The 22,646-nt window shown below is 72.9% G+C and carries 22 protein-coding genes; 19 read left to right on the top strand and 3 right to left on the bottom strand.

Annotated elements, in window-relative coordinates:
• Positions 1-269: 269 nt before the first annotated feature.
• The 3 genes from ABEA93_RS25235 (at position 270) to ABEA93_RS25225 (ending at position 3,577) form a co-directional block, all read left to right on the top strand.
• Positions 270-1,457: a sensor histidine kinase gene (locus tag ABEA93_RS25235; RefSeq protein ID WP_345678047.1), complete on the top strand. Its 1,188-nt coding sequence runs from the start codon at positions 270-272 to the stop codon at positions 1,455-1,457.
• A 98-nt stretch (positions 1,458-1,555) separates the two neighbouring features.
• Positions 1,556-2,878, top strand: coding sequence for a sensor histidine kinase (locus ABEA93_RS25230; RefSeq protein ID WP_345678046.1), 1,323 nt, complete (start codon positions 1,556-1,558; stop codon positions 2,876-2,878).
• Positions 2,879-2,881: 3 nt separating this feature from the next.
• Complete coding sequence (locus ABEA93_RS25225) at positions 2,882-3,577, top strand: response regulator (RefSeq protein ID WP_345678045.1); 696 nt, start codon at positions 2,882-2,884, stop codon at positions 3,575-3,577.
• A gap of 26 nt (positions 3,578-3,603) precedes the next feature.
• On the opposite strand, the gene ABEA93_RS25220 is transcribed toward ABEA93_RS25225, so the two are convergent.
• Positions 3,604-4,434 (bottom strand): SDR family NAD(P)-dependent oxidoreductase, encoded by an 831-nt coding sequence (locus ABEA93_RS25220; RefSeq protein ID WP_345678044.1) that lies wholly within the window; start codon positions 4,432-4,434, stop codon positions 3,604-3,606.
• 180 nt (positions 4,435-4,614) lie between these two features.
• Between ABEA93_RS25220 and ABEA93_RS25215 the strand changes: the two genes are divergently transcribed.
• From ABEA93_RS25215 to ABEA93_RS25170, 10 genes are all read left to right on the top strand, one after another.
• A complete protein-coding gene (locus ABEA93_RS25215; RefSeq protein ID WP_345678043.1) occupies positions 4,615-5,076 on the top strand; it encodes a 2,4'-dihydroxyacetophenone dioxygenase family protein in 462 nt (153 codons plus the stop codon).
• A gap of 10 nt (positions 5,077-5,086) precedes the next feature.
• The gene (locus ABEA93_RS25210) at positions 5,087-6,304 is read left to right on the top strand and encodes a cytochrome P450 (RefSeq protein ID WP_345678042.1); all 1,218 of its coding nucleotides are present in this window, start codon (positions 5,087-5,089) and stop codon (positions 6,302-6,304) included.
• Between the two features lie 133 nt (positions 6,305-6,437).
• The gene (locus ABEA93_RS25205) at positions 6,438-6,920 is read left to right on the top strand and encodes a hypothetical protein (RefSeq protein WP_345678041.1); all 483 of its coding nucleotides are present in this window, start codon (positions 6,438-6,440) and stop codon (positions 6,918-6,920) included.
• A gap of 60 nt (positions 6,921-6,980) precedes the next feature.
• A complete protein-coding gene (locus tag ABEA93_RS25200) occupies positions 6,981-7,919 on the top strand; it encodes a Rossmann-like and DUF2520 domain-containing protein (RefSeq protein WP_425585087.1) in 939 nt (312 codons plus the stop codon).
• Entirely contained in the window at positions 7,919-8,833 is a 915-nt protein-coding gene (gene panC, locus ABEA93_RS25195) for a pantoate--beta-alanine ligase (RefSeq protein ID WP_345678039.1), read from the top strand. The genes ABEA93_RS25200 and panC overlap by 1 nt, the downstream gene beginning before the upstream one ends.
• Positions 8,830-9,255, top strand: a complete 426-nt coding sequence (panD, locus tag ABEA93_RS25190; RefSeq protein WP_345678038.1) for an aspartate 1-decarboxylase — start codon at positions 8,830-8,832, stop codon at positions 9,253-9,255. The genes panC and panD overlap by 4 nt, the downstream gene beginning before the upstream one ends.
• The gene (locus ABEA93_RS25185) at positions 9,252-10,976 is read left to right on the top strand and encodes an L-aspartate oxidase (protein ID WP_345678037.1); all 1,725 of its coding nucleotides are present in this window, start codon (positions 9,252-9,254) and stop codon (positions 10,974-10,976) included. The genes panD and ABEA93_RS25185 overlap by 4 nt, the downstream gene beginning before the upstream one ends.
• The gene (nadC, locus tag ABEA93_RS25180; protein ID WP_345678036.1) at positions 10,973-11,854 is read left to right on the top strand and encodes a carboxylating nicotinate-nucleotide diphosphorylase; all 882 of its coding nucleotides are present in this window, start codon (positions 10,973-10,975) and stop codon (positions 11,852-11,854) included. Before ABEA93_RS25185 ends, nadC begins: the two co-directional genes overlap by 4 nt.
• Positions 11,855-11,969: 115 nt before the next feature.
• Positions 11,970-12,755, top strand: coding sequence for a type III pantothenate kinase (locus ABEA93_RS25175; protein WP_345678035.1), 786 nt, complete (start codon positions 11,970-11,972; stop codon positions 12,753-12,755).
• A gap of 112 nt (positions 12,756-12,867) precedes the next feature.
• A complete protein-coding gene (locus ABEA93_RS25170) occupies positions 12,868-13,362 on the top strand; it encodes a hypothetical protein (RefSeq protein ID WP_345678034.1) in 495 nt (164 codons plus the stop codon).
• A 24-nt stretch (positions 13,363-13,386) separates the two neighbouring features.
• Here the strand turns inward: ABEA93_RS25170 and ABEA93_RS25165 are convergent, their stop codons facing one another.
• Positions 13,387-15,573, bottom strand: a complete 2,187-nt coding sequence (locus ABEA93_RS25165) for a PIG-L family deacetylase (protein WP_345678033.1) — start codon at positions 15,571-15,573, stop codon at positions 13,387-13,389.
• Between the two features lie 230 nt (positions 15,574-15,803).
• Between ABEA93_RS25165 and lysX the strand changes: the two genes are divergently transcribed.
• Positions 15,804-17,324 (top strand): bifunctional lysylphosphatidylglycerol synthetase/lysine--tRNA ligase LysX, encoded by a 1,521-nt coding sequence (gene lysX, locus ABEA93_RS25160; RefSeq protein WP_345678032.1) that lies wholly within the window; start codon positions 15,804-15,806, stop codon positions 17,322-17,324.
• A gap of 4 nt (positions 17,325-17,328) precedes the next feature.
• Positions 17,329-17,466, top strand: a complete 138-nt coding sequence (locus ABEA93_RS25155; protein ID WP_345678031.1) for a hypothetical protein — start codon at positions 17,329-17,331, stop codon at positions 17,464-17,466.
• A 167-nt stretch (positions 17,467-17,633) separates the two neighbouring features.
• Here the strand turns inward: ABEA93_RS25155 and ABEA93_RS25150 are convergent, their stop codons facing one another.
• Positions 17,634-18,506, bottom strand: coding sequence for a M23 family metallopeptidase (locus ABEA93_RS25150; protein WP_345678030.1), 873 nt, complete (start codon positions 18,504-18,506; stop codon positions 17,634-17,636).
• Between the two features lie 547 nt (positions 18,507-19,053).
• Here ABEA93_RS25150 and ABEA93_RS25145 point away from each other — a divergent pair.
• The 4 genes from ABEA93_RS25145 to ABEA93_RS25130 all read left to right on the top strand — a co-directional run bounded on the left by ABEA93_RS25145 (position 19,054) and on the right by ABEA93_RS25130 (position 22,421).
• Positions 19,054-19,473 carry a BlaI/MecI/CopY family transcriptional regulator gene (locus ABEA93_RS25145; RefSeq protein WP_345678029.1) on the top strand — a complete coding sequence of 140 codons (420 nt, stop codon included), beginning with the start codon at positions 19,054-19,056 and terminating at the stop codon, positions 19,471-19,473.
• 146 nt (positions 19,474-19,619) lie between these two features.
• Positions 19,620-21,071, top strand: coding sequence for a DUF11 domain-containing protein (locus ABEA93_RS25140; protein ID WP_345678028.1), 1,452 nt, complete (start codon positions 19,620-19,622; stop codon positions 21,069-21,071).
• 290 nt (positions 21,072-21,361) lie between these two features.
• Positions 21,362-21,865, top strand: coding sequence for an amino-acid N-acetyltransferase (locus ABEA93_RS25135; protein ID WP_345678027.1), 504 nt, complete (start codon positions 21,362-21,364; stop codon positions 21,863-21,865).
• A 214-nt stretch (positions 21,866-22,079) separates the two neighbouring features.
• Complete coding sequence (locus ABEA93_RS25130; protein WP_345678026.1) at positions 22,080-22,421, top strand: histone-like nucleoid-structuring protein Lsr2; 342 nt, start codon at positions 22,080-22,082, stop codon at positions 22,419-22,421.
• The last annotated feature ends 225 nt before the right edge of the window (positions 22,422-22,646 follow it).

Raw genomic sequence — 22,646 nt, 5'->3', positions numbered from 1 at the left:
CGGGCGGGGGAGAGGGCGCTGCGGTGACGTCCCTGCGGGAGGCGAGTGTTGTTGCTGAGCTGAGACAGGGCCCTCCGTCCTCCCACCAATGTCCGGCCGGAGTCCGCGCAGGCAGCCCCTCCCGCGCCCCCTCCGCCATCAAGCCGATACCGAGACCCGCCCGACACTCCCACCCTCGACCACCCCCACGACCCCTGTCATCTGCCAAAACCCCGGCCTGTGGACAACCGCGAACCGCCCCTGCCCACCCACCCTCTTACTGTGGATATGTGCAACGCCTCTACGCCTGGCTCCGCGCACGCCCCCTCCTGGTGGACACCGCCTGGGCGGTGCTGCTCTTCGCGCTGAGCCTGCTCGAAATCGTCGCGGACGACCTCCCCGGCAACCGCGGCGCCGTCGTGTTCTCCCTTGTGGTCCTCTGCGGCTGCGTTGCCCTCCGCCGCGCCATCCCCGTCTTCGCCCTCTTCGCCACCATCCTCGTCGGCATCGTCCAATTGATCGCCGACGTGCCCCCCGCCACGATGGACCTCGCGATGCCCGTCATCGCCTACGGGGCCGCCGCGTACGGCCCCCGCTGGGCGTCCCGGCTCGCCCTCGCGGGCTGCTTCGCCGCGCCGATCGCCGCCGCGGTCCGCTGGTGGGACCTGCCGAACACCACCGCGACCCACACGATCGTCCTGTTCCTCCTCCTCACCGGGCCCTTCGTGATCGCCTGGGTCCTCGGCGACTCGATGCGCACCCGGCGCGCCTACTACGCGGAACTCGAGGACCGCGCCGCCCGCCTGGAACGCGAGCGCGACGCGCAGGCGCAGGTGGCCGCGGCCGCGGAGCGCGCCCGGATCGCCCGGGAGCTGCACGACGTCGTCGCGCACAACGTCTCCGTGATGGTCGTCCAAGCCGACGGCGCCGCCTACGCCATCGACGCCGATCCGGACCGGGCCCGCCACGCCCTCGGCGCCATCGCCTCCACCGGCCGCGAGGCGCTGGCCGAGATGCGCCGCCTGCTCGGCGTCCTCCGGTCCGCGAACGAAGACAAGCCGATGCTGCCGCAGCCCGGCGTCGAGCAGCTGGCGGACCTGCTCGCCCAGGTCCGCGGCGCCGGCCTCCCCGTCGAGCTGCGGGTCGAAGGCGTGCCCGTCGAACTCCCGCAGGGCGTGGCCCTCGCGGTCTACCGGATCGTCCAGGAAGCCCTCACCAACACCCGCAAGCACGGCGGCCCCGGTACCACCGCGACCGTGCGCCTGCACTACCGCGACGACGACATCCGCCTCGAAGTCACCGACGACGGCCGCGGCGCCGACGCCCCCGGCGACGGCATGGGCCACGGCCTCGTCGGCATGCGCGAACGCGTCGCGATGTTCGGCGGCGACCTCACCGCGGGGCCGTGCCCGGGCGGTGGTTTCCTGGTCGCCGCGACGCTGCCGGTCTCGGTCGCGGCGGGCCCGGTCGCGGTCTGAAGTCGGGCCCGAACGGGGGACGTCCGACCTACGTCGTAGCCGCGTTTCCGCTCCCAGGCGGACGCCCGCACACCGGCGGCGTCCCTAATGTCGATTCCATGCAACGTCTCTATGAGTGGCTGCGCAGGCACCCGTTCGTCGTGGATGCCGCGGGGAGCTTCCTGCTGCTCATGTTCGCCTTGCTGATCTCGCAGAACTCCGACGTCGGCATCGACCGCGCGGTGGCGCCGCCCCTCGCGGTCCTGCTGTGCGCGGCGATGGCCGTACGCCGCGTCCATTTGCCGCTCGCCGCGGTCGGCGCGGTCGGCGGCGGGCTGCTCCAGGTCGCGTGGGGCCTGGACATCCAGATCGCCGACTTCGCGATCGTCGTGGTCCTGCACTCCGGCGCCAAGACCGGCGGCAAAGCACTGTCCCGCTTCGGCCTGGCCATGGCGGTGGTCGGCCCCGCGCTGCTGGTGCTGCGCGAGCCGCCCCACACGCCGGGGATGGACTACCGGCAGGCGTTCTTCAAGTGGGTGCTGCTCAGTGTCCTGCTGATCATCGCGTGGGTGCTCGGCGACTCGATGCGGGTCAAGCGCGCCTACTACGCGGAACTCGAAGGCCGCGCCGCCCGCCTGGAACGCGAGCGCGACGCCCACGCCCAAGTCGCCGCCGCCGCGGAGCGGGCCCGGATCGCCCGCGAGCTGCACGACGTCGTCGCGCACAACGTCTCGGTCATGGTCGTCCAGGCCGACGGGGCCGCCTACGCGATCGACGGGGCCCCCGACCGGGCCCGCGACGCCCTCGGCACCATCGCCTCGACCGGCCGCGAGGCGCTCGCCGAAATGCGCCGTCTGCTCGGCGTGCTGCGGTCCGAGAGCGAGAACCGGCCCTACACGCCGCAGCCGGGCGTCGACCAGCTCGGCGACCTCGTCGACCGGGTGCGCGACGCGGGGCTGTCGGTGGAACTCAAGATCACCGGGGTGCCGGTGCCGCTCGCGCAGGGCGTGGCGCTGGCCGCGTACCGGATCGTGCAGGAAGCCCTCACCAACACCCGCAAACACGCCGGACCGACGGCGAACGCCGCGGTGCACCTCGCCTACCGCGAAGATGGTCTGGCCATGACGATCACCGACGACGGCCGCGGGGCCGACGCCCCCGGCGACGGCATGGGCCACGGCCTGGTCGGCATGCGGGAACGCGTCGCGATGCTCGGCGGCCGGATCGACACCGGGCCCGCGCCGGACGGCGGCTGGCGGGTCCACGCCCAGCTCCCGTACGCCCCCGACTCGGCCGCCCCGGCGCCCGCGGGCCAGGCGCCCCGCCCGGCCCGCGGCCCCGCCGAACCGGTCCCCGCCGCCGAAGGCCGGGGCCTCCGCACCAAGCTCGCCGCCCTGACCGGGGCGGACCGCCCCCTCAACACCACCGCACAAGGAGCCTGAACCGTGACGATCCGGGTGATGCTGGTCGACGACCAGGAACTGCTGCGCACCGGATTCACGATGGTGCTCCAAGCCCAGGCCGACATGGAGGTCGTCGCCGAGGCGGGCAACGGTGCCGAGGCGATCGAGCGGCTCCAGTCGACGGCGGTCGACGTGGTCCTCATGGACGTGCGGATGCCGCGGATGGACGGTGTCGAGGCGTGCCGCCGCATCGCGGGCGACGGCCCCGACGCGATCAAGCTGCCCGCGGGCCGCGAGCGGCCGAAGGTGCTCATGCTGACCACCTTCGACCTCGACGAGTACGCGTTCGCGGCGATCAAGGCCGGCGCGAGCGGCTTCCTGCTCAAGGACGTGCCGCCGCCGGAGCTGCTGTCCGGCATCCGCGCGGTGGCGTCCGGCGACGCGGTGGTGGCGCCGAGCACGACCCGCCGCCTCCTCGACCGGTTCGCGCCGATCCTGCCGAGCGAGTCGGACGCCCGGCCCGAAGCGGTCGAGTCGCTGACCGAGCGCGAGCACGAGGTGCTGCTGCTGGTCGCGCAGGGCCTGTCGAACGCGGAGATCGCCGAGCGGCTGTTCCTGTCCGAGGCGACCGTGAAGACGCACGTCGGGCGCATCCTCATGAAGCTCGGGCTGCGCGACCGCGTACAGGCGGTGGTGCTGGCCTACGAGACCGGCCTGGTCCGCGCCCGCGGCGCCTGACCGGTGCCAGGCGCGCGGGGGAGCGGTCAGTCCGTGTAGAACCCGCCGTCCGGGTGCAGCATTTCGCCGGTGAAGTACGACGACTGCTGACCGGCCAGGAACAGCGCCGCGTCGGCGACCTCCCGCGCGGTGCCCATGCGGCCGAGCGGCACGTCGGCGAGCAGGCGCTCCTCCAGGTCGGGCAGGCCGCGGACGACCGCGGTCATGTTGGTCTCGATGAAGCCGGGGCCGATCGCGTTGACGCGGATGCCCGCCGGGCCGAGGACGCGCGCCGCGTACTTGGTGAGCATCCACACACCGGCCTTCGACACCGAGTAGGCGGGTGCGCCGGCTTCGGGGTGCTTGGCGGCGATCGAGGCGATGGTGATGATCGAGCCGCGCTTCTTCAGGTCGAGCATGACGCGCGCCGCGGCCTGCACCGCGAGGAGCGTGCCGGTGAGGTTGACGTCGAGGACCTTCTGCCAGTCTCCGAGCCGGAGTTCGGTGAAGCGGCGCATCGGGTCGGGTTGGTCGCGGGCGTGCTTGGCGGCGCGGCGGGCGACGGCCTGCGGCTTGTCGCTGCGGTAGTCGGCGGTGGAGATCCCGGCCGCGGTGACCAGCACGTCGAGGCTGCCGAACATGTCGACGGCGTGCTGCATGACCGTCTCGTTGTCCGTGGGGCTGCTCGCGTCGGCGTGCATGTAGGCGGCGCGGCGGCCGCGTTTCTCGACGGCGGCGATGGTGTCCATGCCCCGTTCGTCGAGGATGTCCGCGACCACGATGTCGGCGCCTTCGTCGGCGAACCGCTCGCAGCAGGCCCGCCCGATGCCGTTCGCGCCGCCGGTCACCACCGCGACCTTGCCGTCCAACTGACCCATGTGCGGATTCCCTCCCACCGCGTCCCCACCCGCCCGGCGCGGCCCTGCCCGGCGCCGCCGGGCGCTGCCGTCCATCATCCTCCCCCGGGAAATCCGGAGGAATCCGTGCTCGAAACCGGCGGCATGCTGAGGCATGCTGTTACACCGTTACAGATATGACGGAGCGTCAGGAGGCACCGCATGACCACCACCGCCGAGGGACCTGAACTGTCGATCCATCTCGGGGCGGACGATCTGCCGTTCGTCGAGATCGGCGGCGGCAACAAGCTCAAGGTCATCTGCGTGAAGCCGCAGGAAGGCCTGTGGATCGTGGAGAACATCTTCCAGCCGGGCTTCGCCGTGCAGACGCACCGGCACACCGGCCCGGTCTACGCCTACACCGTCGCCGGCGCGTGGAAGTACGCCGAGTACGACTACGTGAACCGCGCCGGCTCCTTCCTCTACGAGCCCGCGGGGTCCGTGCACACCCTCACCTGCATCGAGCCGGACACCCGCGTCTGGTTCCAGATGTACGGCGCGAACCTCAACCTCGACGCGGACGGCAACGTCGAATCCGTCACCGACGGCGCCGGCTCGCTCCGCTCGTACTACCGCTTGTGCGAAATGCAGGGCTTCGGCCGCCCGAACGTCCTGGTCGCGTAAGGAGCACGTCTTGACCACCGCACCCGATCTGCGCGCCCCCGACATCTACAACCCCGATGCGTACGTCGGCAGCGCCCCGCACGCGCTGTTCGCCGAACTGCGCCGCACCAGCCCGGTCTTCTGGCAGGACATGCCGGACCAGCCCGGCTACTGGGCGGTACTCAAGCACGAGGACGTCGAGTACGTCTCGCAGCACCCGGAGATCTTCTCCGCCGAACGCGGCGGCGTCGTCCTGGAGGACCTCGACGAGGAACGCCTCCAGGCCATGCGCGGCACGCTCCTCGCGATGGACCCGCCCCGGCACCGCGCCTACCGCAAGCCGCTGGTGAAGTCCTTCACCGCGCGCGTGGTCGGCGGCATGGAAGTCCGGATCCGGGAGATCTGCCGGGAGATCTTCGCGGCCCTGCCGGCCGACGTCGAGTTCGTGCACGACGTCACCTCCAGCCTCCCCACCCAGGTCATCGGCGAGCTGATGGGCCTGCCGCAGGAGGACTGGGACTACATTCACCGCCTCGCCGAACGCAACACCAGCCAGCAGGACCCGGCGATCGCCAGCCCCGACGACGGCTACGGGCCCGGCGCGGCGTCCCGCGAGATGGTCATGTACGCGGTGCAGTTCGCCATGAAGCGGCGTGTCGAGGAGCCCCGCGAGGACCTCACCACGCTGATCCTGGAGTCGGAGTTCGGCGGCAAGCTGATGACCGACATCGACTTCGGGTCGTTCTTCATGCAGCTCGTCACCGCGGGCAACGACACCACCAAGACGATGCTGTCCGCCGGGCTGCACGCGCTGCTCACCCACCCGGACCAGCTCGCCGCGCTGCGCGCCGACCCGTCGCTGATCCCCGGCGCGGTCGAGGAGATCCTGCGGTGGGCCAACCCGCTGCACTACTTCCGCCGCACCGCGCAGCAGGACGTGGAGCTGCGCGGGGTGTCGATCAAGGCGGGCGACAAGGTCGCGATGTACTACTCGTCGGCGAACCGCGACGAGGACGTGTTCGAGGACCCGGACCGCTTCGACATCACCCGCCGCCCGAACCCGCACCTGTCGTTCGGCTTCGCCGAGCACTTCTGCCTGGGCGTGCACATCGCGCGCCTGGAGGGCCGGGTCTTCTTCGAGGAGCTGCTCGCGACCTTCCCGGAGATCGAGCTGACGGGCGAGCCCAAGCGGCTGCGGTCCAACCTCAACAACGCCCTCACCTCCCTCCCGGTCCGCCTGCACCGCTGACCTCGGCGGGACCGTGCGGGACCGCGGGCCAGGCAGCCCGCGCCCATGATTGGCCTCCCGGACCGCGGGGGACTCATAACGATCCGATATGCGCAATATCGGGCGATATGGCCCCCTGGTTCGGGAGGTACTCATGCGCAAGCTGCTTGCCCGCGTGGTCCTCAGATCGACGCTCGCTATATCCGCGGTCGGCCTTGTTGCCGCCGCGGGCGCGTTGTCCGGCAGCCCCGCCACGGGCCCCGGCGCCGTCCCGGACCGTCCCGCCGCCCTGATCGCGCCCCTCGCGTCCGCCGTGCCCGCCGAACCGGCCGGGCAGACCGCGCAGTCCACGGCCGCGCAGGCCGCGCAGGCCGCACGGACCGCCCAGGCCGCCCAGCCGGCGTCGTACACCCTGCACACCGAGAACGGCCCGCGCGCCGCTCTCGCCGCCCGTATCGTCACCGCGACCCTGCTGCTCACCGGACTGGTGCTCACCGGCCTGGGGGCGATCGGGATGCGCGGCCCGAGCCTGCACCGGCGTCCGGAGGCAGTCGAACCGGCTCCGCCGCCGGGGTACGCGCCCGCGTATCCGCCGCACCCCGGGAGCCACCCGCGATTCGGCCCGCCCCCCACCTGAGTACGCTGAACAGGCCAGTACTCGTCCGGTACCCCACGCGGACTGGAACGGAAGGCCACTGTGAACGACCACGACCCTCCCGCCGTGCCCGCACGGCGGCCACGCCCCGCGGATCCCGCGGACCGTCCCGCGCGCCTCGCGGTCGGTGTCGTCGGCGCGGGCCGCGTCGGCGCCCCGCTCGCCGCCGCCCTCACGCTCGCCGGCCACCATGTGGTGGCCGCGTCCGGCGTCTCGGACGCCTCCCGCCGCCGCGCCGAAGAACTCCTGCCCGGCGTGCCGCTCACCACCCCGCAGGACGTCATCGCCCGGTCCGACCTGGCGCTGCTGACCGTGCCCGACGACGCGCTGCCCGACCTGGTCGCCGGACTGGCCGCGACGGGCGCGCTCAAGCCCGGCCAGCTCCTCGTGCACACCTCCGGCCGGTTCGGCGTCTCGGTGCTCGACGAGGCCGCCCGCGCCGGAGCGCTGCCGCTGGCGCTGCACCCGGTGATGACGTTCACCGGCACCGCCGTGGACGTGCAGCGGCTGGTCGGCTGCTCGTTCGGGGTCACCGCCCCGGAGGTGCTGCGGCCGGTCGCCGAAGCGCTCGTCGTCGAGATGGGCGGCGAGCCCGAATGGATCGACGAGAGTGCCCGCCCGCTGTACCACGTGGCGCTCGCCAACGGCGCGAACCACCTGGTCACGCTGGTCGCGCAGTCCCGCGACCTGCTGGCCGCGGCGGGCGTGCGCGCCCCCGACCGGATGCTCGGCCCGCTGCTCGGCGCCGCGCTGGACAACGCGCTGCGGGCCGGCGACCTTGCGCTGACCGGGCCGGTGGCGCGCGGCGACGCGGGCACGGTCGCGGCACACGTGTCGGAGCTGCGGCGGGTCGCCCCCCAGGCGCTGGCCGCGTACATCGCGATGGCACGGCTGACCGCGGACCGGGCGCTCACCGCGGGCCTGCTCAAGCCGGAGGCGGCCGAGGCGCTGCTGGACGTACTCGCGGAGGGCGGGGCCTGATGGGGATCTCCGGCGACCGCAAGACCGTTCTGGCGAGCACCGCCGCCGAACTCGCGGACTACCGCGGGCAGCACGCCGGCGAGCCGCAGCCGTGGTCGGTGGTGATGACCATGGGCGCGCTGCACGCGGGCCACGGGGCGTTGATCCGCGCCGCGCGGGAGAGCGCGGGCGAACGCGGGCACGTGATCGTCACCGTCTTCGTGAACCCGCTCCAGTTCGGGGCCGGCGAAGACCTCGACCGGTACCCGCGCACCCTCGACGCGGACCTCGCGCTGGCCCGGGAAGCCGGGGCGGACGTGGTGTACGCGCCGTCCGTCGACGAGGTCTACCCCGGCGGGCAGCCCGAGGTGCGGGTCACCTCGGGGGCGATGGGGAGCAGGCTCGAAGGGGCTTCGCGCCCCGGGCACTTCGACGGCATGCTGACCGTCGTCGCCAAACTGCTGCACCTGACCGCGCCGCTCTCGGGGCGGACGACCGCGTTCTACGGCGAGAAAGACGCCCAGCAGCTCGCGCTCATCCGCCGCATGGCCGCGGACCTGAACTTCCCGGTGGACGTCGTCGGCGTGCCGACGGTCCGCGAACCCGACGGGCTCGCCCTGTCGAGCCGCAACGTCTACCTCGGCACCGCCGACCGCGGCACCGCGCTCGCCCTGAGCCGCGCGCTGCGGGCCGGCGCGGCGGCGGCCCCGTCCGGGTCCGCCGCGGTGCGCGCCGCCGCATCGGCGGTCCTCGCCGACGCGGCACTCGCCGCGCCGCCCCTCGAACTCGACTACCTCGCCCTCGTCGACCCCGGCACCTTCGCCGAGGTCTCCGACGAGCACAACGGCCCGGCCGTCCTCGCCGTCGCCGCCCGGGTCGGCACGACCCGCCTGATCGACAATGTCCCCCTGGTCATCGCAGGAGCACGGTCATGATGCGCACGATGTTCAAGTCCAAGATCCACCGGGCCACCGTGACCCAGGCGGACCTGCACTACGTCGGCTCGGTCACCATCGACGAGGACCTCCTCGACGCCGCCGACCTGCTTCCCGGCGAACTGGTCCACATCGTCGACATCGACAACGGCGCCCGTCTGGAGACCTACACGATCGCGGGGCCGCGCGGCACCGGGATCATCGGTATCAACGGCGCCGCCGCCCGCTTGGTGCACACCGGCGACCTGGTGATCATCATCGCGTACGCGCAGGTCACCGACGACGAAGCGCGCGCCATGACGCCGCGCGTGGTGTTCGTCGACGGCGAGAACCGGATCACCGGCCTCGGCCACGACCCCGCCGAGGTCCCGGCGGGCAGCGAGCTGAAGCGCGGCGACGTGCCCGCGCAGGCCGCGCAGTGACCACGTTCCCGAGCCGCCTGGCCGCCCCCGCGCCCGGGTGGACGACCTACGCGGACGTCATCGTCATCGGCTCCGGCGTCGCCGGGCTGACCGCCGCGCTGCAGGCCCGCGCGGCCGGCAGTGTGCTCGTGGTCACCAAGGCCGTCCTCGACGAGGGCTCGACGCGCTGGGCGCAGGGCGGCGTCGCCGCCGCGCTCGGCGAAGGCGACACCCCCGAACAGCACATGCAGGACACGCTCGTCGCCGGCGCGGGCCTGTGCGACGAGGACGCGGTGCGGGTGCTGGTCACCGAAGGCCCCGGTGCGGTGCGGCGGCTGATGTCCGTCGGCGCCGAATTCGACCGGGACGCCGACGGCAACATCCTCCTCACCCGCGAAGGCGGCCACCTGCGCAACCGCATCGTGCACGCCGGCGGCGACGCCACCGGGGCGGAGATATCGCGGGCGCTCGTGCAGGCCGTCCACGAAGCCGGCATCGAGGTCATCGAACACGCCCTGGTGCTGGACCTGTTGCGTGACGCCGAAGGGCGCGCGTGCGGTGTCACCCTGCACGTCATGGGCGAGGGCGCCCGCGACGGTGTCGGCGCCGTACACGGCCGCGCCGTCGTCCTCGCGGCCGGCGGCATGGGGCAGGTCTTCTCCTCGACGACCAATCCGCACGTGTCGACCGGCGACGGCGTCGCTCTGGCGCTGCGCGCGGGCGCCGAGGTGACCGACCTGGAGTTCGTGCAGTTCCACCCGACCGTGCTGTGGCTGGGGCCGGGTGCCGAGGGGCAGCAGCCGCTCGTGTCGGAGGCCGTCCGCGGCGAAGGCGCGCACCTCGTCGACGCCGACGGCGTGCGGTTCATGACGGGCCGTCACCCGCTGGCCGAGCTTGCGCCGCGCGACATCGTGGCCAAGGGCATCACGCGCCGGATGGCCGAGACCGGCACCGACCACATGTACCTCGACGGCCGGCACTTCGGTGCGGAGATGTGGGCGCACCGGTTCCCGACGATCCTCGCCGCGTGCCGCGCCAACGGGATCGACCCGGCACACGACCTGATCCCGATCGCGCCCGCCGCGCACTACGCCAGCGGCGGCGTCCGCACCGATCTGGCCGGGCGCACGTCGGTGCCCGGCCTGTACGCGTGCGGCGAAGTCGCCTGCACCGGCGTGCAGGGCGCCAACCGGCTCGCGTCCAACTCGCTCCTCGAAGGCCTCGTCTTCGCCGAGCGGATCGCCGAAGACCTGGCCCGCGGGCTCCCCGAGCCCGGCGAACCGGTCGCTCCCGAGGGCGACGCGTGGCTGCTCGACCCGGGGATCCGTACGCCGCTGCAGCGCGCGATGACCGCGGGCGCGGGCGTGCTGCGCAGCCGCGACAGCCTGCGCGAAACCATGCAGGTGCTGGCCGAACTGGGCCGGCGCACCGGGGACGACCCGTGCGTCGAGTCGTGGGAGGCCACGAACCTCCACACCGTCGCGGGCGCGCTCGCCGCCGCCGCGTACGACCGCGAGGAAACCCGCGGCTGCCACTGGCGCGAGGACTTCCCGGACGCCGACGACAAGGACTGGCGCGGGCACGTGGTCACGACCATGGCGGACGGGCGGCTCGACCGCGCCTACCGGCCGTACGACCCCAAGCACGACCGCGACGCCGCACCTGCCCCCGCACCTTCCAATGCCCCGCATTCCGACGCTCCGCATTTCCGCGCCGAGCACCCCACCGAGGAGAAGCCGTGACGCTCACCCCGGACCTCGCCTCCCGCCTGGCCGCGGCCGGCCTGGACCCCGCGGCCGTGGAAGCCCTCGCCCGGGCCACCGTCGCCGAAGACCTGGCCGGCGGCGTCGACGTCACCTCGGTCGCCACGGTGCCCGCCGACGCCCGCGGCCACGCCGACTTCACCGCGCGCACCGCCGGCATCGCGGCCGGCATCCCGGTCGCCGAAGCCGTCGTCGAGGCCGTGTGCGGCGACGACGTGAAGATCGAGCGCTTCGTCGCCGACGGCGACCGCGTCGAGCGCGGCACCGTGCTGTTCACCGCGTCCGGCGCCACCCGCGACCTGCTCACCGCGGAACGCTCGGCGCTCAACCTGGTGTGCCGGCTGTCCGGCATCGCGACGCTCACCCGCGCGTGGGCCGACGCGATCGACGGCACCGGCGCGGCGGTCCGCGACACCCGCAAGACCACCCCCGGGCTGCGCGCCGTGGAGAAGTACGCGGTGCGCTGCGGCGGCGGGGTCAACCACCGCATGGCGCTGTCCGACGCCGCGATGGTGAAGGACAACCACGTGGTGGCGGCGGGCGGCGTGGCCGAGGCGTTCCGCGCGGTGCGCGCCGCGTTCCCGGACGTCCCGGTCGAGGTCGAGGTCGACCACCTGGAGCAGATCCCGCCGGTCCTGGAGGCCGGCGCCGACCTGATCCTGCTCGACAACATGACGCCCGCGCAGCTCCGCGAAGCGGTCGCCCTGGTCGCCGGACGGGCCCGTCTGGAGTCCAGCGGGGGCCTCACCCTCGGCACCGCGCGCGAAGTCGCCGAAACCGGCGTCGACTACCTCGCGGTCGGCGCGCTCACCCACTCGGCGCCGATTCTCGACATCGGCGTCGACCTCCGCGACTGACCGCGCGCCCCGTGCCCGCCCCGCGCCTGCGCGCGGCCCGCGCGCGCCGGGTACTGTGCGTTCTTCGCCCCCACCCCCCGCACCGGTCCCGAACCCCAGCCAAGGACACGCGACGATGCTCCTGACGATCGACGTAGGCAACACGCACACCGTGCTCGGCCTGTTCGACGGTGACGAAATCGTCGAGCACTGGCGCATTTCCACGGACTCGCGGCGCACCGCCGACGAACTCGCCGTGGTGCTGCAGGGCCTGCTCGGCCAGCATCCGCTGATCGGGGCGGGCGGCGTCGACGGCATCGCGGTCTGCTCGACCGTGCCGTCCGTCCTGCACGAGATGCGCGACATGTTCCGCCGCTACTACGGCGACATCCCCGCGGTCGTCGTCGAGCCCGGCGTGAAGACCGGGGTGCCGGTGCTCATGGACAACCCGAAGGAAGTCGGCACCGACCGCATCATCAACGCCCTCGCCGCCATCAAGCTGTACGGCGGCCCGTGCATCGTCGTCGACTTCGGCACCGCGACCACGTTCGACGCGGTCAGCAGCAAGGGCGAGTACATCGGCGGCGCGATCGCCCCCGGCATCGAGATCTCCGTCGACGCCCTCGGCGCGCGCGGCGCCCAGCTCCGCAAGATCGAGCTGATGCGGCCGCGCAGCGTGGTCGGCAAGAGCACCGTCGAGGCCATGCAGGCGGGCATCCTGTACGGCTTCGCGGGCCAGGTCGACGGCGTGGTCAAGCGGATGGCGGCGGAACTGTCCGACGACCCGGACTCGGTCACCGTCGTCGCCACCGGCGGGCTGGCGACGCTGGTGCTCGGCGAGGCGTCGGTCATCGACGTCCACGAACCGTGGCTGACGCTGATCGGGCTGCGGATGGTGTACGAGCGCAACGCGGGGATCTGAGGGGGCCGGCACCAGGCCCTTGGGCCGCTCGGCGCAACGCCGCGGCACCACACCGGGGGACGATTCACCCGAAGCATTCGGAAACGGGCAACCGGCACGTACAGTGCTGACCATGCCGACGCCGCACGGAGACCACGGCCTGGCGTTCGGCATGCCCGAAGTCCGGCTGCTGCGGCGGGCCCTGCGCATCGCCATGAAGTCCGACCCGGGCTCCGGCGCCGCGGCCGACCCCGCCGCTGCCTCCGACGCGCCGACCGCCTCGGCGTTCTGGCTCCTCGACCGCGCCATCGCCGAAGCCGAAGCCGAACGCGACCGCCTGCGCGCCTTCCACTTGGCCGAACTCGACCTCCAGCGCCGCGCCGTGCCCGGATCCGCGGCCACCTACCTGAGCGCCCTGTCCCGCGCGGTCGACGCCTACGCCCACATCCCCACCGCGGCCGACCTCGCCGCCCTCCGCGCCATCGCCGAGCTCCCGTGCAGCCCCCGCGAACGGTCGCGCCGCGACACCCTGCTCGCCTACTGCACGGACCTCGCCGACCGGGCCCTGGATGCCCGCCTGACGGCGGAAGCGCGCCGGAAGGCCGGCCGACCGCGCTGCGCCGGATAGTCCGGGGCGGCGCGGCCGACCGGATCAGACGGTGAGCCAGCCTCCGAACGGCTCGTCGGGTGCGTTCGCGTTGCGGGTGGCGACGTGGAGCCTGCCGTCGCCGCCGAGGACGGCCGCGATCTCGCGCCCGGCACCGTCCGCGACGACGGCGGGCACACCGGTCACCGGGCCGCCGAGAGGCCGCCAGTCGGGTTTGTCGTCCCGCGCGGCCGTCGAGACGGACGCCCCGCCCTGCCCGTCGCGCACCGCGACGAGGGCTTGGGCGGCACCTCCGTGCGCCCGCCAGACCGCGGACACCGGGCCGATACCGAGCGGGCCCCCGAAATCGGCCGGATCGTCCGGCCAGTCCCGGCGGTTCGCGGACTGGCGGTAGGCCAGCACACGCCCGGTGTCGCCCTGCCGGTAGAAGAGCACGGGGCGGCCGTCCTCGGAGGTGATGGCGTGGAAGCCGCAGGACGCCACGGGACCCGTCTCGAGGCCGTCGTCCGCTTGGAACACGTCGCCGGGGCCCTTCTGGAACCAGCGTTTGACCGTCTTCTTGTTCGGCGCGAAGACCTCGACCCCGCCAGCCGCATTGGTGAGGGCGCGGGGCATGTCCTGGAGCAGCGTGCCACCGAGGACCGCCCAGCCGCTCCAGCCGTCGGCCTGCTCGGCACGCCACGTCAGCGCCTGTGCGGAATTGCGGGTGAACACGTACAGCTTGCCGTGGCCGTCCACGGCTGCGGCGGGTGCGCCGACCTCACGACGGCGATGGTCGTCGGAATTGCCGCCCTCGGGATTGCCGAGGGACTCCCACGGTCCGAACGGGCGCCCGGGCGCCGGCGACACGGATCGGACGAGTTCGACGGTGATGCGGCTGCCGTCGCGGCCGCGGCGCAGGCCGACCGCGTGCGTGCGGCCATCCGGACCGGCCACCACCACCGGGCCGGGGGTGATGCCGTTGCCGGCGAGCGGTGTCGGTCCCGCCCACGCGTCCCCGCCGGGTGCCCGGTACCAGCTCACCGCGGCATCGCCCAGCGCCGCCACCGCGGCCAGGCCGCCGTCCCGGTCGCGGACCATCCACGAAGCGTTCGGCGTGTACCGGAGCGCGGTGCTGACGACGTAGGTGCTCCGCAGCGGATCGGGGCCCAACTGGTAGTCGCCGCAGTCGTTTGCCGGGCACGGTTGGCCGTCCTCGCCCGAATACGTGCTCAGGAAACGGCCCTTCAGTGCCAGCTCCTGATTGTCGATGTTCCGCGGCCAGTAGCGGTTGGCGTAGGCGCGGTAATGCTCGACGACTGGGACGACGGGATCCTGGCCGTCGGCGGTTTTGCGTATCGCCTCCAGGCAGAAGTTGGCGACGGCGGTGTGGTCGACGTGATCGGAAACCGTGTACTCGGTCTTGCGGTTGTCGTGCTCCGGGTCCGGATCCAGCGTGCGCAGGATAGTGGGACGCACCAGGCGGATGAGTGCCGCCATCGCGTCGACCACCTGAGCGCGCGTGATCTCCTGGTACTCGGGGAGCGTGGAACCGGCCACGCGCAGTGTCCGCTGCGTCGGCGAATCTCCCGCGAACAGCCGCGTGAGGTTGTAACGGGGGCCCGAATACCCTTCGTACTCCGGGCACTTGCGCAGGTTGAGGAAGAACAGCCGGACCTGCGGGCGCTCTTCCAGCGTGTCGGCCTGGATCAGGAAGCCGGGGACGATCTCCAGGTTCTCCGAAAGCCACGCGCCGTCGTCGCGGCCAAGCACCATCCGCGAGTAGCTGCGCCGCAGGCCGTTCTGACGGGCCCTGCTGTAGCCCTCGTTGTCGACGGGCGCCTTGGTGCGGCTCTTGTCGGCGGTGTCGATGTTGCGGCCGTCGCCTTCCGCGGACGTCGTCACCACCGTGGCGAGCGGATAGCCGGCGGCGAACGCGTGCACCATCCCCGGGTTCATGAAGTACAGATCGTCGTCGGGGTGGGCGATGACCTGCAGGTAGGACGCCTTCCACCCGGTGGGCGGCTCCGGAGGCGCCGTGGGCGGACCGGCCGCGTCGGCCGGACCCCTGCCGCCGCCGCCCGCACGTCCGCCGTCACGCGCCGTCCACAACGCCCACCCGCCGACTGCCGCCGCGGCGGCAGCACCCGCCAGCACCGCGCGCCGGCGCGGCTTCCGCGCCTCGGGGGCAGGCGGCTCGGCATCGGTGGCGGAGACGGCATCGCCGCTCTCGGTGACTCCCTGCGTGGGCACGGCGGGTTCCCTTCTGGGCGGCGCGGCCGGCAAATGGCCCGCCGGCCGCGGGCGACGGCTTCTGCCGCGTCGGCATGTATACCGACGCGGTCTGCGGCAGGTTGCGTCGCGTTTCCCGCCCGGCTGCGGCGGAGCGCCCGCCTACCCCGCGCCGGCGGCCTGACCTGGGGTTGACCGTGAGCGGGGTATTCGAGTACAAGGCCCCGACCGGGCGCAGGTAGCCTTGCCTGGTGACCGAGAACGCCCAGGCCAACGTTGCGCCGCACGCCGCCGAGCAGACCGACGACCTTCCCGAGCAGATGCGGGTGCGCCGCGAGAAGCTCGAACGCCTGCGGGAGAGCGGGATCGACCCGTACCCCGTGGGATTCCCGCGCACCACGACGGTCGCGGAGCTGCGTGCCGCGTACCCGGACCTGGAGCCGGACACCGCGACCGGCAAGCGGGTCGGGCTGACCGGGCGGGTCGTGCTGTCCCGGGTCGGCGGCAAGCTGTGCTTCGCGACGCTGCGGGACGGCAGCGGCGACCTCCAGGTCATGGTGTCGCTCGACAAGGTCGGCGCGGAATCGCTGGCCGCCTGGAAGTCCGACGTCGACCTGGGCGACCACGTCGGCGTCGAGGGCGAGGTCATCACCTCCAAGCGCGGCGAGCTGTCGATCATGGTCGACACCTGGGCGATCACGTCCAAGTGCCTGCGGCCGCTGCCGGACAAGCACAAGGGCATGACGGACCCCGAGGCCCGCGTCCGCATGCGGTACGTCGACCTCATCGTCAACGACGAGTCCCGCAAGATGCTGCGCACGCGCAGCGAGGTCGTCCGGGCGATCCGCGACTGGTTCAACAACCGCGACTTCCTCGAGGTCGAGACGCCGATGCTGCAGCCGATCCACGGCGGCGCCACGGCACGGCCGTTCATGACGCACATCAACGCGTACGACATGGACCTCTTCCTGCGCATCGCCCCCGAGCTGTACCTCAAGCGGCTCGTGGTCGGCGGCGCCGAGAAGGTCTACGAGATCAACCGCAACTTCCGCAACGAGGGCGCGGACTCGACGCACAACCCCGAGTTCACGATGCTCGAGGCGTACGAGGCCTACGGCGACTACAACACGATGGCCACGCTGATCCGCGAGGTCTACCAGTACGCCGCCCAGGAGGTGTTCGGCTCGTCGGTCTTCGAATGGAACGGCCAGGACGTCGACATCGCGGGCGCGTGGCCCGAGATCACCGTCTACGGCTCGGTGTCCGACGCCCTCGGCGAGGAGATCACCCCGGCGACCGCCATCGAGCAGGTGCGCAAGCTCGCCGACGCGCGCGGCCTCGAATGGGACAAGGCGTGGGGGCAGGGCAAGCTCGTCCAGGAGCTGTTCGAGGAGCTGGTCGAACACACCCTGGTGCAGCCGACGTTCGTGCGGGACTACCCGATCGAGACGTCGCCGCTGACCCGCCAGCACCGCGAGACCCCGGGCCTGGCGGAGAAGTGGGACCTCATCGGGTTCGGCATGGAGCTGGGCACCGCCTACTCCGAGCTGGTCGACCCGGTCGAGCAGCGCAAGCGCCTCACCGAGCAGTCGCTGCTCGCCGCCGGCGGCGACGTCGAAGCGATGCAGCTCGACGAGGACTTCCTGCGCGCCCTGGAGTTCGCGATGCCGCCCAGCGGCGGCCTCGGCATGGGTATTGACCGGATGCTCATGGCTTTCACCAGTCGCGGTATCCGCGACACCATCCTGTTCCCCCTCGTAAAGCCGGAGTGACCTCATGGACGTCCTTGCCGCTCTCATCCCTTCCGTGGTCATGGCCGGCGGTTTCGCCGCGCTGATGGTCACGATCTTCCGCGGCACCGACTCGCGCCGGGCGCGCGACGAAGCCGCCGGCGGGGGGAACGAGAAGCGCTGACGTCCCGGCCCGCCTGCCGCGCGAGGAGCGCGGCGGCGGGGGGTGGCCGGCACGCCCACGCGATACGAAAAAGCGCCCGGGCGGGTGTTCCGTGGTGACGGAACACCCGCCCGGGCGTTGTGCTGTGACGCCGCGTCAGGCGCCGTGCCGGGTCGTCCTGCGCCGGATCAGACGTTGACCCCGTGCGCGCGCAGGTAGGCGTCCGGGTTGATGTCGGAGCCGTAGTTCGGGCCGGTGCGGACCTCGAAGTGCAGGTGGGGGCCGGTGGAGTTGCCGGTCGACCCGGACAGGGCGATCTGCTGCCCGGCGGTCACCGTCTGGCCGGCGGACACCGAGAACTTCGAGAGGTGGCCGTACTGGGTGTACTTGCCGTCCGGGTGCTTGATGACGACCTCGTTGCCGTACGCGCCGCCCCAGCCGGTCTTCACCACGGTGCCCGCGGTGACGGCTTTGACGGAGGTGCCCATCCCGGCGGAGAAGTCCTCGCCGGTGTGGCCGTGCGACCACAGCGAGCCGGAGCGGCCGTAGCTGCCGTGCGGGGCGCCGTCGACCGGCCTGACGTACCCGGTCGGCGACGGGGCGGGTGCGGCTTGCACGGACGCGGCCTGCGCCTGCGCGGCGGCCTGGGCGGCGGCCTGGGCGGCGGCCTGTGCGGCCGCTTCGGCGGCGGCCTTCTCCGCGGCGGCCTTCTGCTCGGCCTCGACCCGGGCGCGCTCGGCGGCCTCGGCGGCGGCCTTCTGCTCGGCGGCGATCCGCGCCTTCTGCGCCTCCGCGGCCTGCTGGCCGCCGAGGACCTCGGTGGCCAGGTCGGTGCGGGCGGTGCCGCGGGCGGCGACCGCGTCCTGGCGGTCGGCGAGCTGCGCCTGGGTGGCCGGGTCGGTCGACGCGATCGAGGCGACCTGTGCGGTGTGCTCGGGGTGCGCGGGGGCGCCGGAGGCGATGCCCACGCCGGTCAGGGACGCCAGTGCGGCGATCCCGACGACCATCGCGGCCGGGTGGCGGGGGTGGAAGCCGCGCACCGCATCGGCGGCGCGGGTCACGGTAGTACGGGAAACGGGCAGGCGGGACAGCGGGTTCGGCACGGTTACCTCGCGGGGGTCGGCGGCATGCTCGCGCCCCCGGACGGACAACCGTCGGAGTCTGGGCGCGCCCGGTCGCGGGCGGCCGCGGCGGCGGGCCGCGTCGTTGCGGCGGCCGTGCGGCGGAGCAGGTCGGACTCCGCGCGGTCCTGCGGAAGTCCGCCGACGTGGAACGCATGCGCCGGATTGCGCGGGCCCAGGTCGTATCCGGTGGGCCCGGGGCCTGCCCTGCGGGGGCGGCCCGGCGTCCGTGTCGGCCAAACCTTGGTAACAGACCCCGTCACGGCGAAGCCAACCTGCGGCCGGACGGCGACTACGACGCTCCGTCGTAGTCGGGGCCCGGACCGGTGGGCACCGGACGGGTGACATGCCCGATTTGCCGGTTCCGGCACTACTATGGTCCGTAGGATTCCGGATTGGGGATGTGCCGCACCTCACAAATTCCCGAGGTTTGATTCGGCGTAAACCCGGTTCGGCCGACGGATTTCGGTGCGCGAAAGGGCGGCTCATGGCCCGCTTCGGCGAGCTGGAAGAACAGGTCATGCTGCGGCTGTGGGCGGTGAACGCGCCGCTGTCGGTGCGCGAGGTACGGGAAGCGCTGCGGCCGGACCGGGAACTCGCGTACACCACGGTGATGACGGTGCTCGACAAACTGCACCGCAAAGGGGAACTCCGGCGGCGGCTCGACGGCCGCGCCTACCGCTACGAACCGGTGCTTTCCCGGGAGGCGCATACCGCCGCGCTGATGCGCGACGACTGGCTTTCCGGCGGTGGCCGTGCGGGGGCCCTCGTGCATTTCGTGGAAGGCATGAGCGCGGAACAGGTCGACGCGCTGCGGGATGCGCTCCGGGTCGCGTTGCCGGAAGGCGGCGGACAGGGCGGAGATGCCGGAGGCGCGGACGTCGGCGCCGATCCGTCGCCCGGCTGAGCTATTCGAGGGAAAAACCGGCGGAATCCGGGGGAATTCGGAGTGTCGGCCGCGGCGGATTTCCGGAAAGCGATCACGGTTTCCTGGGGGTGAAATGTCCGCTTATCAGACAAGCGGGCGTGCTCAAGGAAGCGAGGTGGCCGCCCGTGCCCCGGGAACGGACGCCCGTGCGGCGCGCGGCACTTCCGGTGCTCACCGCGCTCTGCACCGCGGCGCTGCTGGTCGCGGTGCAGCTCGCCGCCGCCTCCGGGCGGGACACGCAACCCCGCTTCGGCCTCGACCTGACGCTGAGCACCCCGGTCGCGGCCGCGGGCGAGACCGTCACCGCGGTCGTCCGGCTGACCATGGCGGAGACCCGGCCCGGCGACAAGGTCACCGTCGCCGGGCGTATCACCGGCGGGCTCCGCCCGGTCGGCGGCGACCCGTCGCGCGGCACCTTCGACCTGCCCTCGTCGGTGTGGACGGTGCCCACCGCGCCCGGCCTGCGGACCGCCGTGCTGCTGTGGCGGCTGCAAGCGGTGCAGCCGACCCCGGGGGGCGTCGAGCAGGTCCGCGTGGCCGTCACCTCCCCGCGCACGCGCACGCGGGACGAGGCGGACCCCTGCGGTTCCGCGGCCGCGTCCCCGGCGGTCAGCCCGAGCGCCGCGCGCGCGTCCGGCTCGGGGGCGGCCGGGGGACGTGCCGGGGTCGTTCCGGGCGCGGCGGGGGACGGGAAGAAGGCGGCCGGAACGCAGGGCGGGCCGCTGCGGGCCCACGGGCTCGCAACGTCGGTCGCGCCCGCCGCGTCGCCGTCCGGCGGACGTGCGCCGAAGGACTGCGCGAGCAGCTCGGCCAAGCCCGGTGGGGACGCCGCGGTCGCGTCGCCGGAGGCGGCCACGGCGGGTGCCGCGACCGTGCTGCCGACGACCGCGCGCCCGGCGGCCACGGCGCCCGCGGGCGGCAGCGGAACGCCGTCGACGATCGCCGAGCCGTCGACCGCCACCGGCCCGGCGCCGACGACCCGACCTGACGGCCCCGGCACGTCCGGCACGCCTGCCACGTCCCCGTCCGCCACCCGCGGTGCCTCGCCGACGGCCACCCCGCCCGCGGCCTCCCCGACGCCGCCCCCGCCCCCGCCCCCGACGGCGGCCGAGGTGGCCGTCCCCGCCGACCAGCAGTGCGCGGACGACGCCACCGCCGCGTGTGCCGGCCTCCGCTTCGGCGACCCCAGACTGCGGCTCGCCCGCACCGCCGACACCACCGACACCCGGCCCGGCCAACAGGTCACGCACACCGTCACCGTCACCGATTCGGGTGAAGCGGCGGCCCTGTTCGCGACCGTGCGGAACAGCATTCCGGCGGGCGCCCCGCTGGTGTCCGGCCGCATCTCGCAAGGCACCTACGACGCGCTCACCGGCATCTGGCAGACCGGCCGCATCGCCGCCGGCGGGACGGCCACGCTGACGCTCACCCTGCACGTCCCCGATCCGGCGGCCGGCACCGTGATGTCCGCGCGCTCGGAATTCCTCGGATCCGCGGATCCGGCACCGGTGATCGAGCACACCTGCCCCGACGATCCCGGCTCCGCCTGCGCGATTACGCGCGTCACCGCGCCGTGATCCGGCCGGCGCCGAGCCATCCCGCGCGGTTCCGCCGCGCATCCCGTACGGGAACACCGCACCGCGGCGACCGGCCAACAACACCGAAAGCGGTCATTCCGCATCCGTTCGCGGACGATGTTCCGGCGGAGTTCCGGCGCGGTTCATATCCCGTCCCGACGGCATACCCGACGGTTGTCGGTTAACCCGGTACCGGGCATTCCACGGAAGGCCGGGCCGTCCCGCGTGATGTCCCGCACGATCCCCGGGGCGCCCGCCGCGGCCCCCCGTGATCGCGATACCTTCACGCCATGGAAGTCACGATCCGCCGGGCCAGAACCTCGGATGTCTCAGCCATTCGCGGTCTGGTGGACGACTACGCGGGCAAGCGCATCCTGCTCGACAAACCGACCGTGACGCTGTTCGAGGACGTGCAGGAGTTCTGGGTCGCGGAACGCGGCGGCGACGGCGCCGTGGTGGCCTGCGGCGCGCTGCACGTGATGTGGGAAGACCTCGCCGAGGTGCGCACCCTCGCCGTCGACCCGTCCTGCCGCGGTTACGGCGTCGGCCACCGGCTGCTCGGCCAGTTGCTGGAGACCGCGCGGTGGTTGGGCGTGCGGCGGATATTCTGCCTGACCTTCGAGGTCGACTTCTTCGCCCGCCACGGGTTCGTCGAGATCGAGGGAACGGCCGTCGATCCCGAGGTGTACCGGGAACTTCTTCGTTCGTATGACGAAGGCGTGGCGGAGTTTCTCGACCTGGAACGCGTGAAGCCGAACACCTTGGGCAACACCCGGATGCTCCTTCACCTCTAGCGGGCGTCATCCGGGCAACCCGTCGGTACGCCGTTGTGTGTTGGCAGATCGGCGGGATCATCGCGCGCGGATCCGGCACATCCGCGGATCTCCTATCCCTGGTCAAACGCAATCCGGGCGCGTTCGGTTCCGCTTCCTCGGGTTTGAATTTTTCCGGGAAAAGCGGTTTCCTTTTCTTGGTTGGTGGCGATCCCTCCCGATGAAAGGGAAACCGGTGGCACAGAAGGTCCAGATTCTTCTCGTGGACGACCTCGACGGCGGCAAGGCCGACGAGACGGTGACGTTCGCCCTCGACGGTGTCTCGTACGAGATCGACCTCAGCGAAGCAAATGCCGGCGAACTGCGCAGCGCGCTGACCGCGTATGTGCAGGTGGCCCGGAAGACGGGGGGCCGCGCAGCGGGCCGCCGCGCCGCCCGCGGGTCGGCCAAGGCCGCCGCGTCGGGTGTGGACACGTCCGAGGTCCGCAAGTGGGCCAAGGAGAACGGCTACGAGGTCAGCGAGCGCGGCCGCGTGCCCGCGAACATCAAAGAGGCCTACGAGAAGGCGCACGCCTGATCGAGACATCCCGCAGAGGGTTTTTCCGAAGGGCGGCTCCCCCGCGCGTTGCGCGAGGAGCCGCCCTTCGGGCGCTCCGGGGTGAATCCGAGGGGCCAAAGGAGGGTGCACGCGATCGGACGGCCGGGCAGAGGCGGGCCGCTGCGCGCCAGAGGCAGGGAGACGTGCCGGGCGCGGCGGTCGGTCGGCGGGGGCGCCGGAGTAGGACACCGCTGCGGGCAACGG

Source organism: Yinghuangia aomiensis (assembly GCF_039542225.1).
GTDB classification, from domain to species: Bacteria; Actinomycetota; Actinomycetes; order Streptomycetales; family Streptomycetaceae; genus Yinghuangia; species Yinghuangia aomiensis.
Note: the sequence above shows the minus strand (reverse complement) of the source record. Positions and strands in the feature narration are given on the sequence as shown.

Coding starts and splice junctions, on each gene's coding strand:
- ABEA93_RS25135 (WP_345678027.1), top strand. CDS start 21,362: ATGGAAGTCACGATCCGCCGGGCCAGAACCTCGGATGTCTCAGCCATT.
- ABEA93_RS25205 (WP_345678041.1), top strand. CDS start 6,438: ATGCGCAAGCTGCTTGCCCGCGTGGTCCTCAGATCGACGCTCGCTATA.
- ABEA93_RS25155 (WP_345678031.1), top strand. CDS start 17,329: ATGGACGTCCTTGCCGCTCTCATCCCTTCCGTGGTCATGGCCGGCGGT.
- ABEA93_RS25145 (WP_345678029.1), top strand. CDS start 19,054: ATGGCCCGCTTCGGCGAGCTGGAAGAACAGGTCATGCTGCGGCTGTGG.
- ABEA93_RS25170 (WP_345678034.1), top strand. CDS start 12,868: ATGCCGACGCCGCACGGAGACCACGGCCTGGCGTTCGGCATGCCCGAA.
- panC (WP_345678039.1), top strand. CDS start 7,919: ATGGGGATCTCCGGCGACCGCAAGACCGTTCTGGCGAGCACCGCCGCC.
- ABEA93_RS25220 (WP_345678044.1), bottom strand. CDS start 4,434: ATGGGTCAGTTGGACGGCAAGGTCGCGGTGGTGACCGGCGGCGCGAAC.
- ABEA93_RS25175 (WP_345678035.1), top strand. CDS start 11,970: ATGCTCCTGACGATCGACGTAGGCAACACGCACACCGTGCTCGGCCTG.
- ABEA93_RS25215 (WP_345678043.1), top strand. CDS start 4,615: ATGACCACCACCGCCGAGGGACCTGAACTGTCGATCCATCTCGGGGCG.
- ABEA93_RS25230 (WP_345678046.1), top strand. CDS start 1,556: ATGCAACGTCTCTATGAGTGGCTGCGCAGGCACCCGTTCGTCGTGGAT.
- panD (WP_345678038.1), top strand. CDS start 8,830: ATGATGCGCACGATGTTCAAGTCCAAGATCCACCGGGCCACCGTGACC.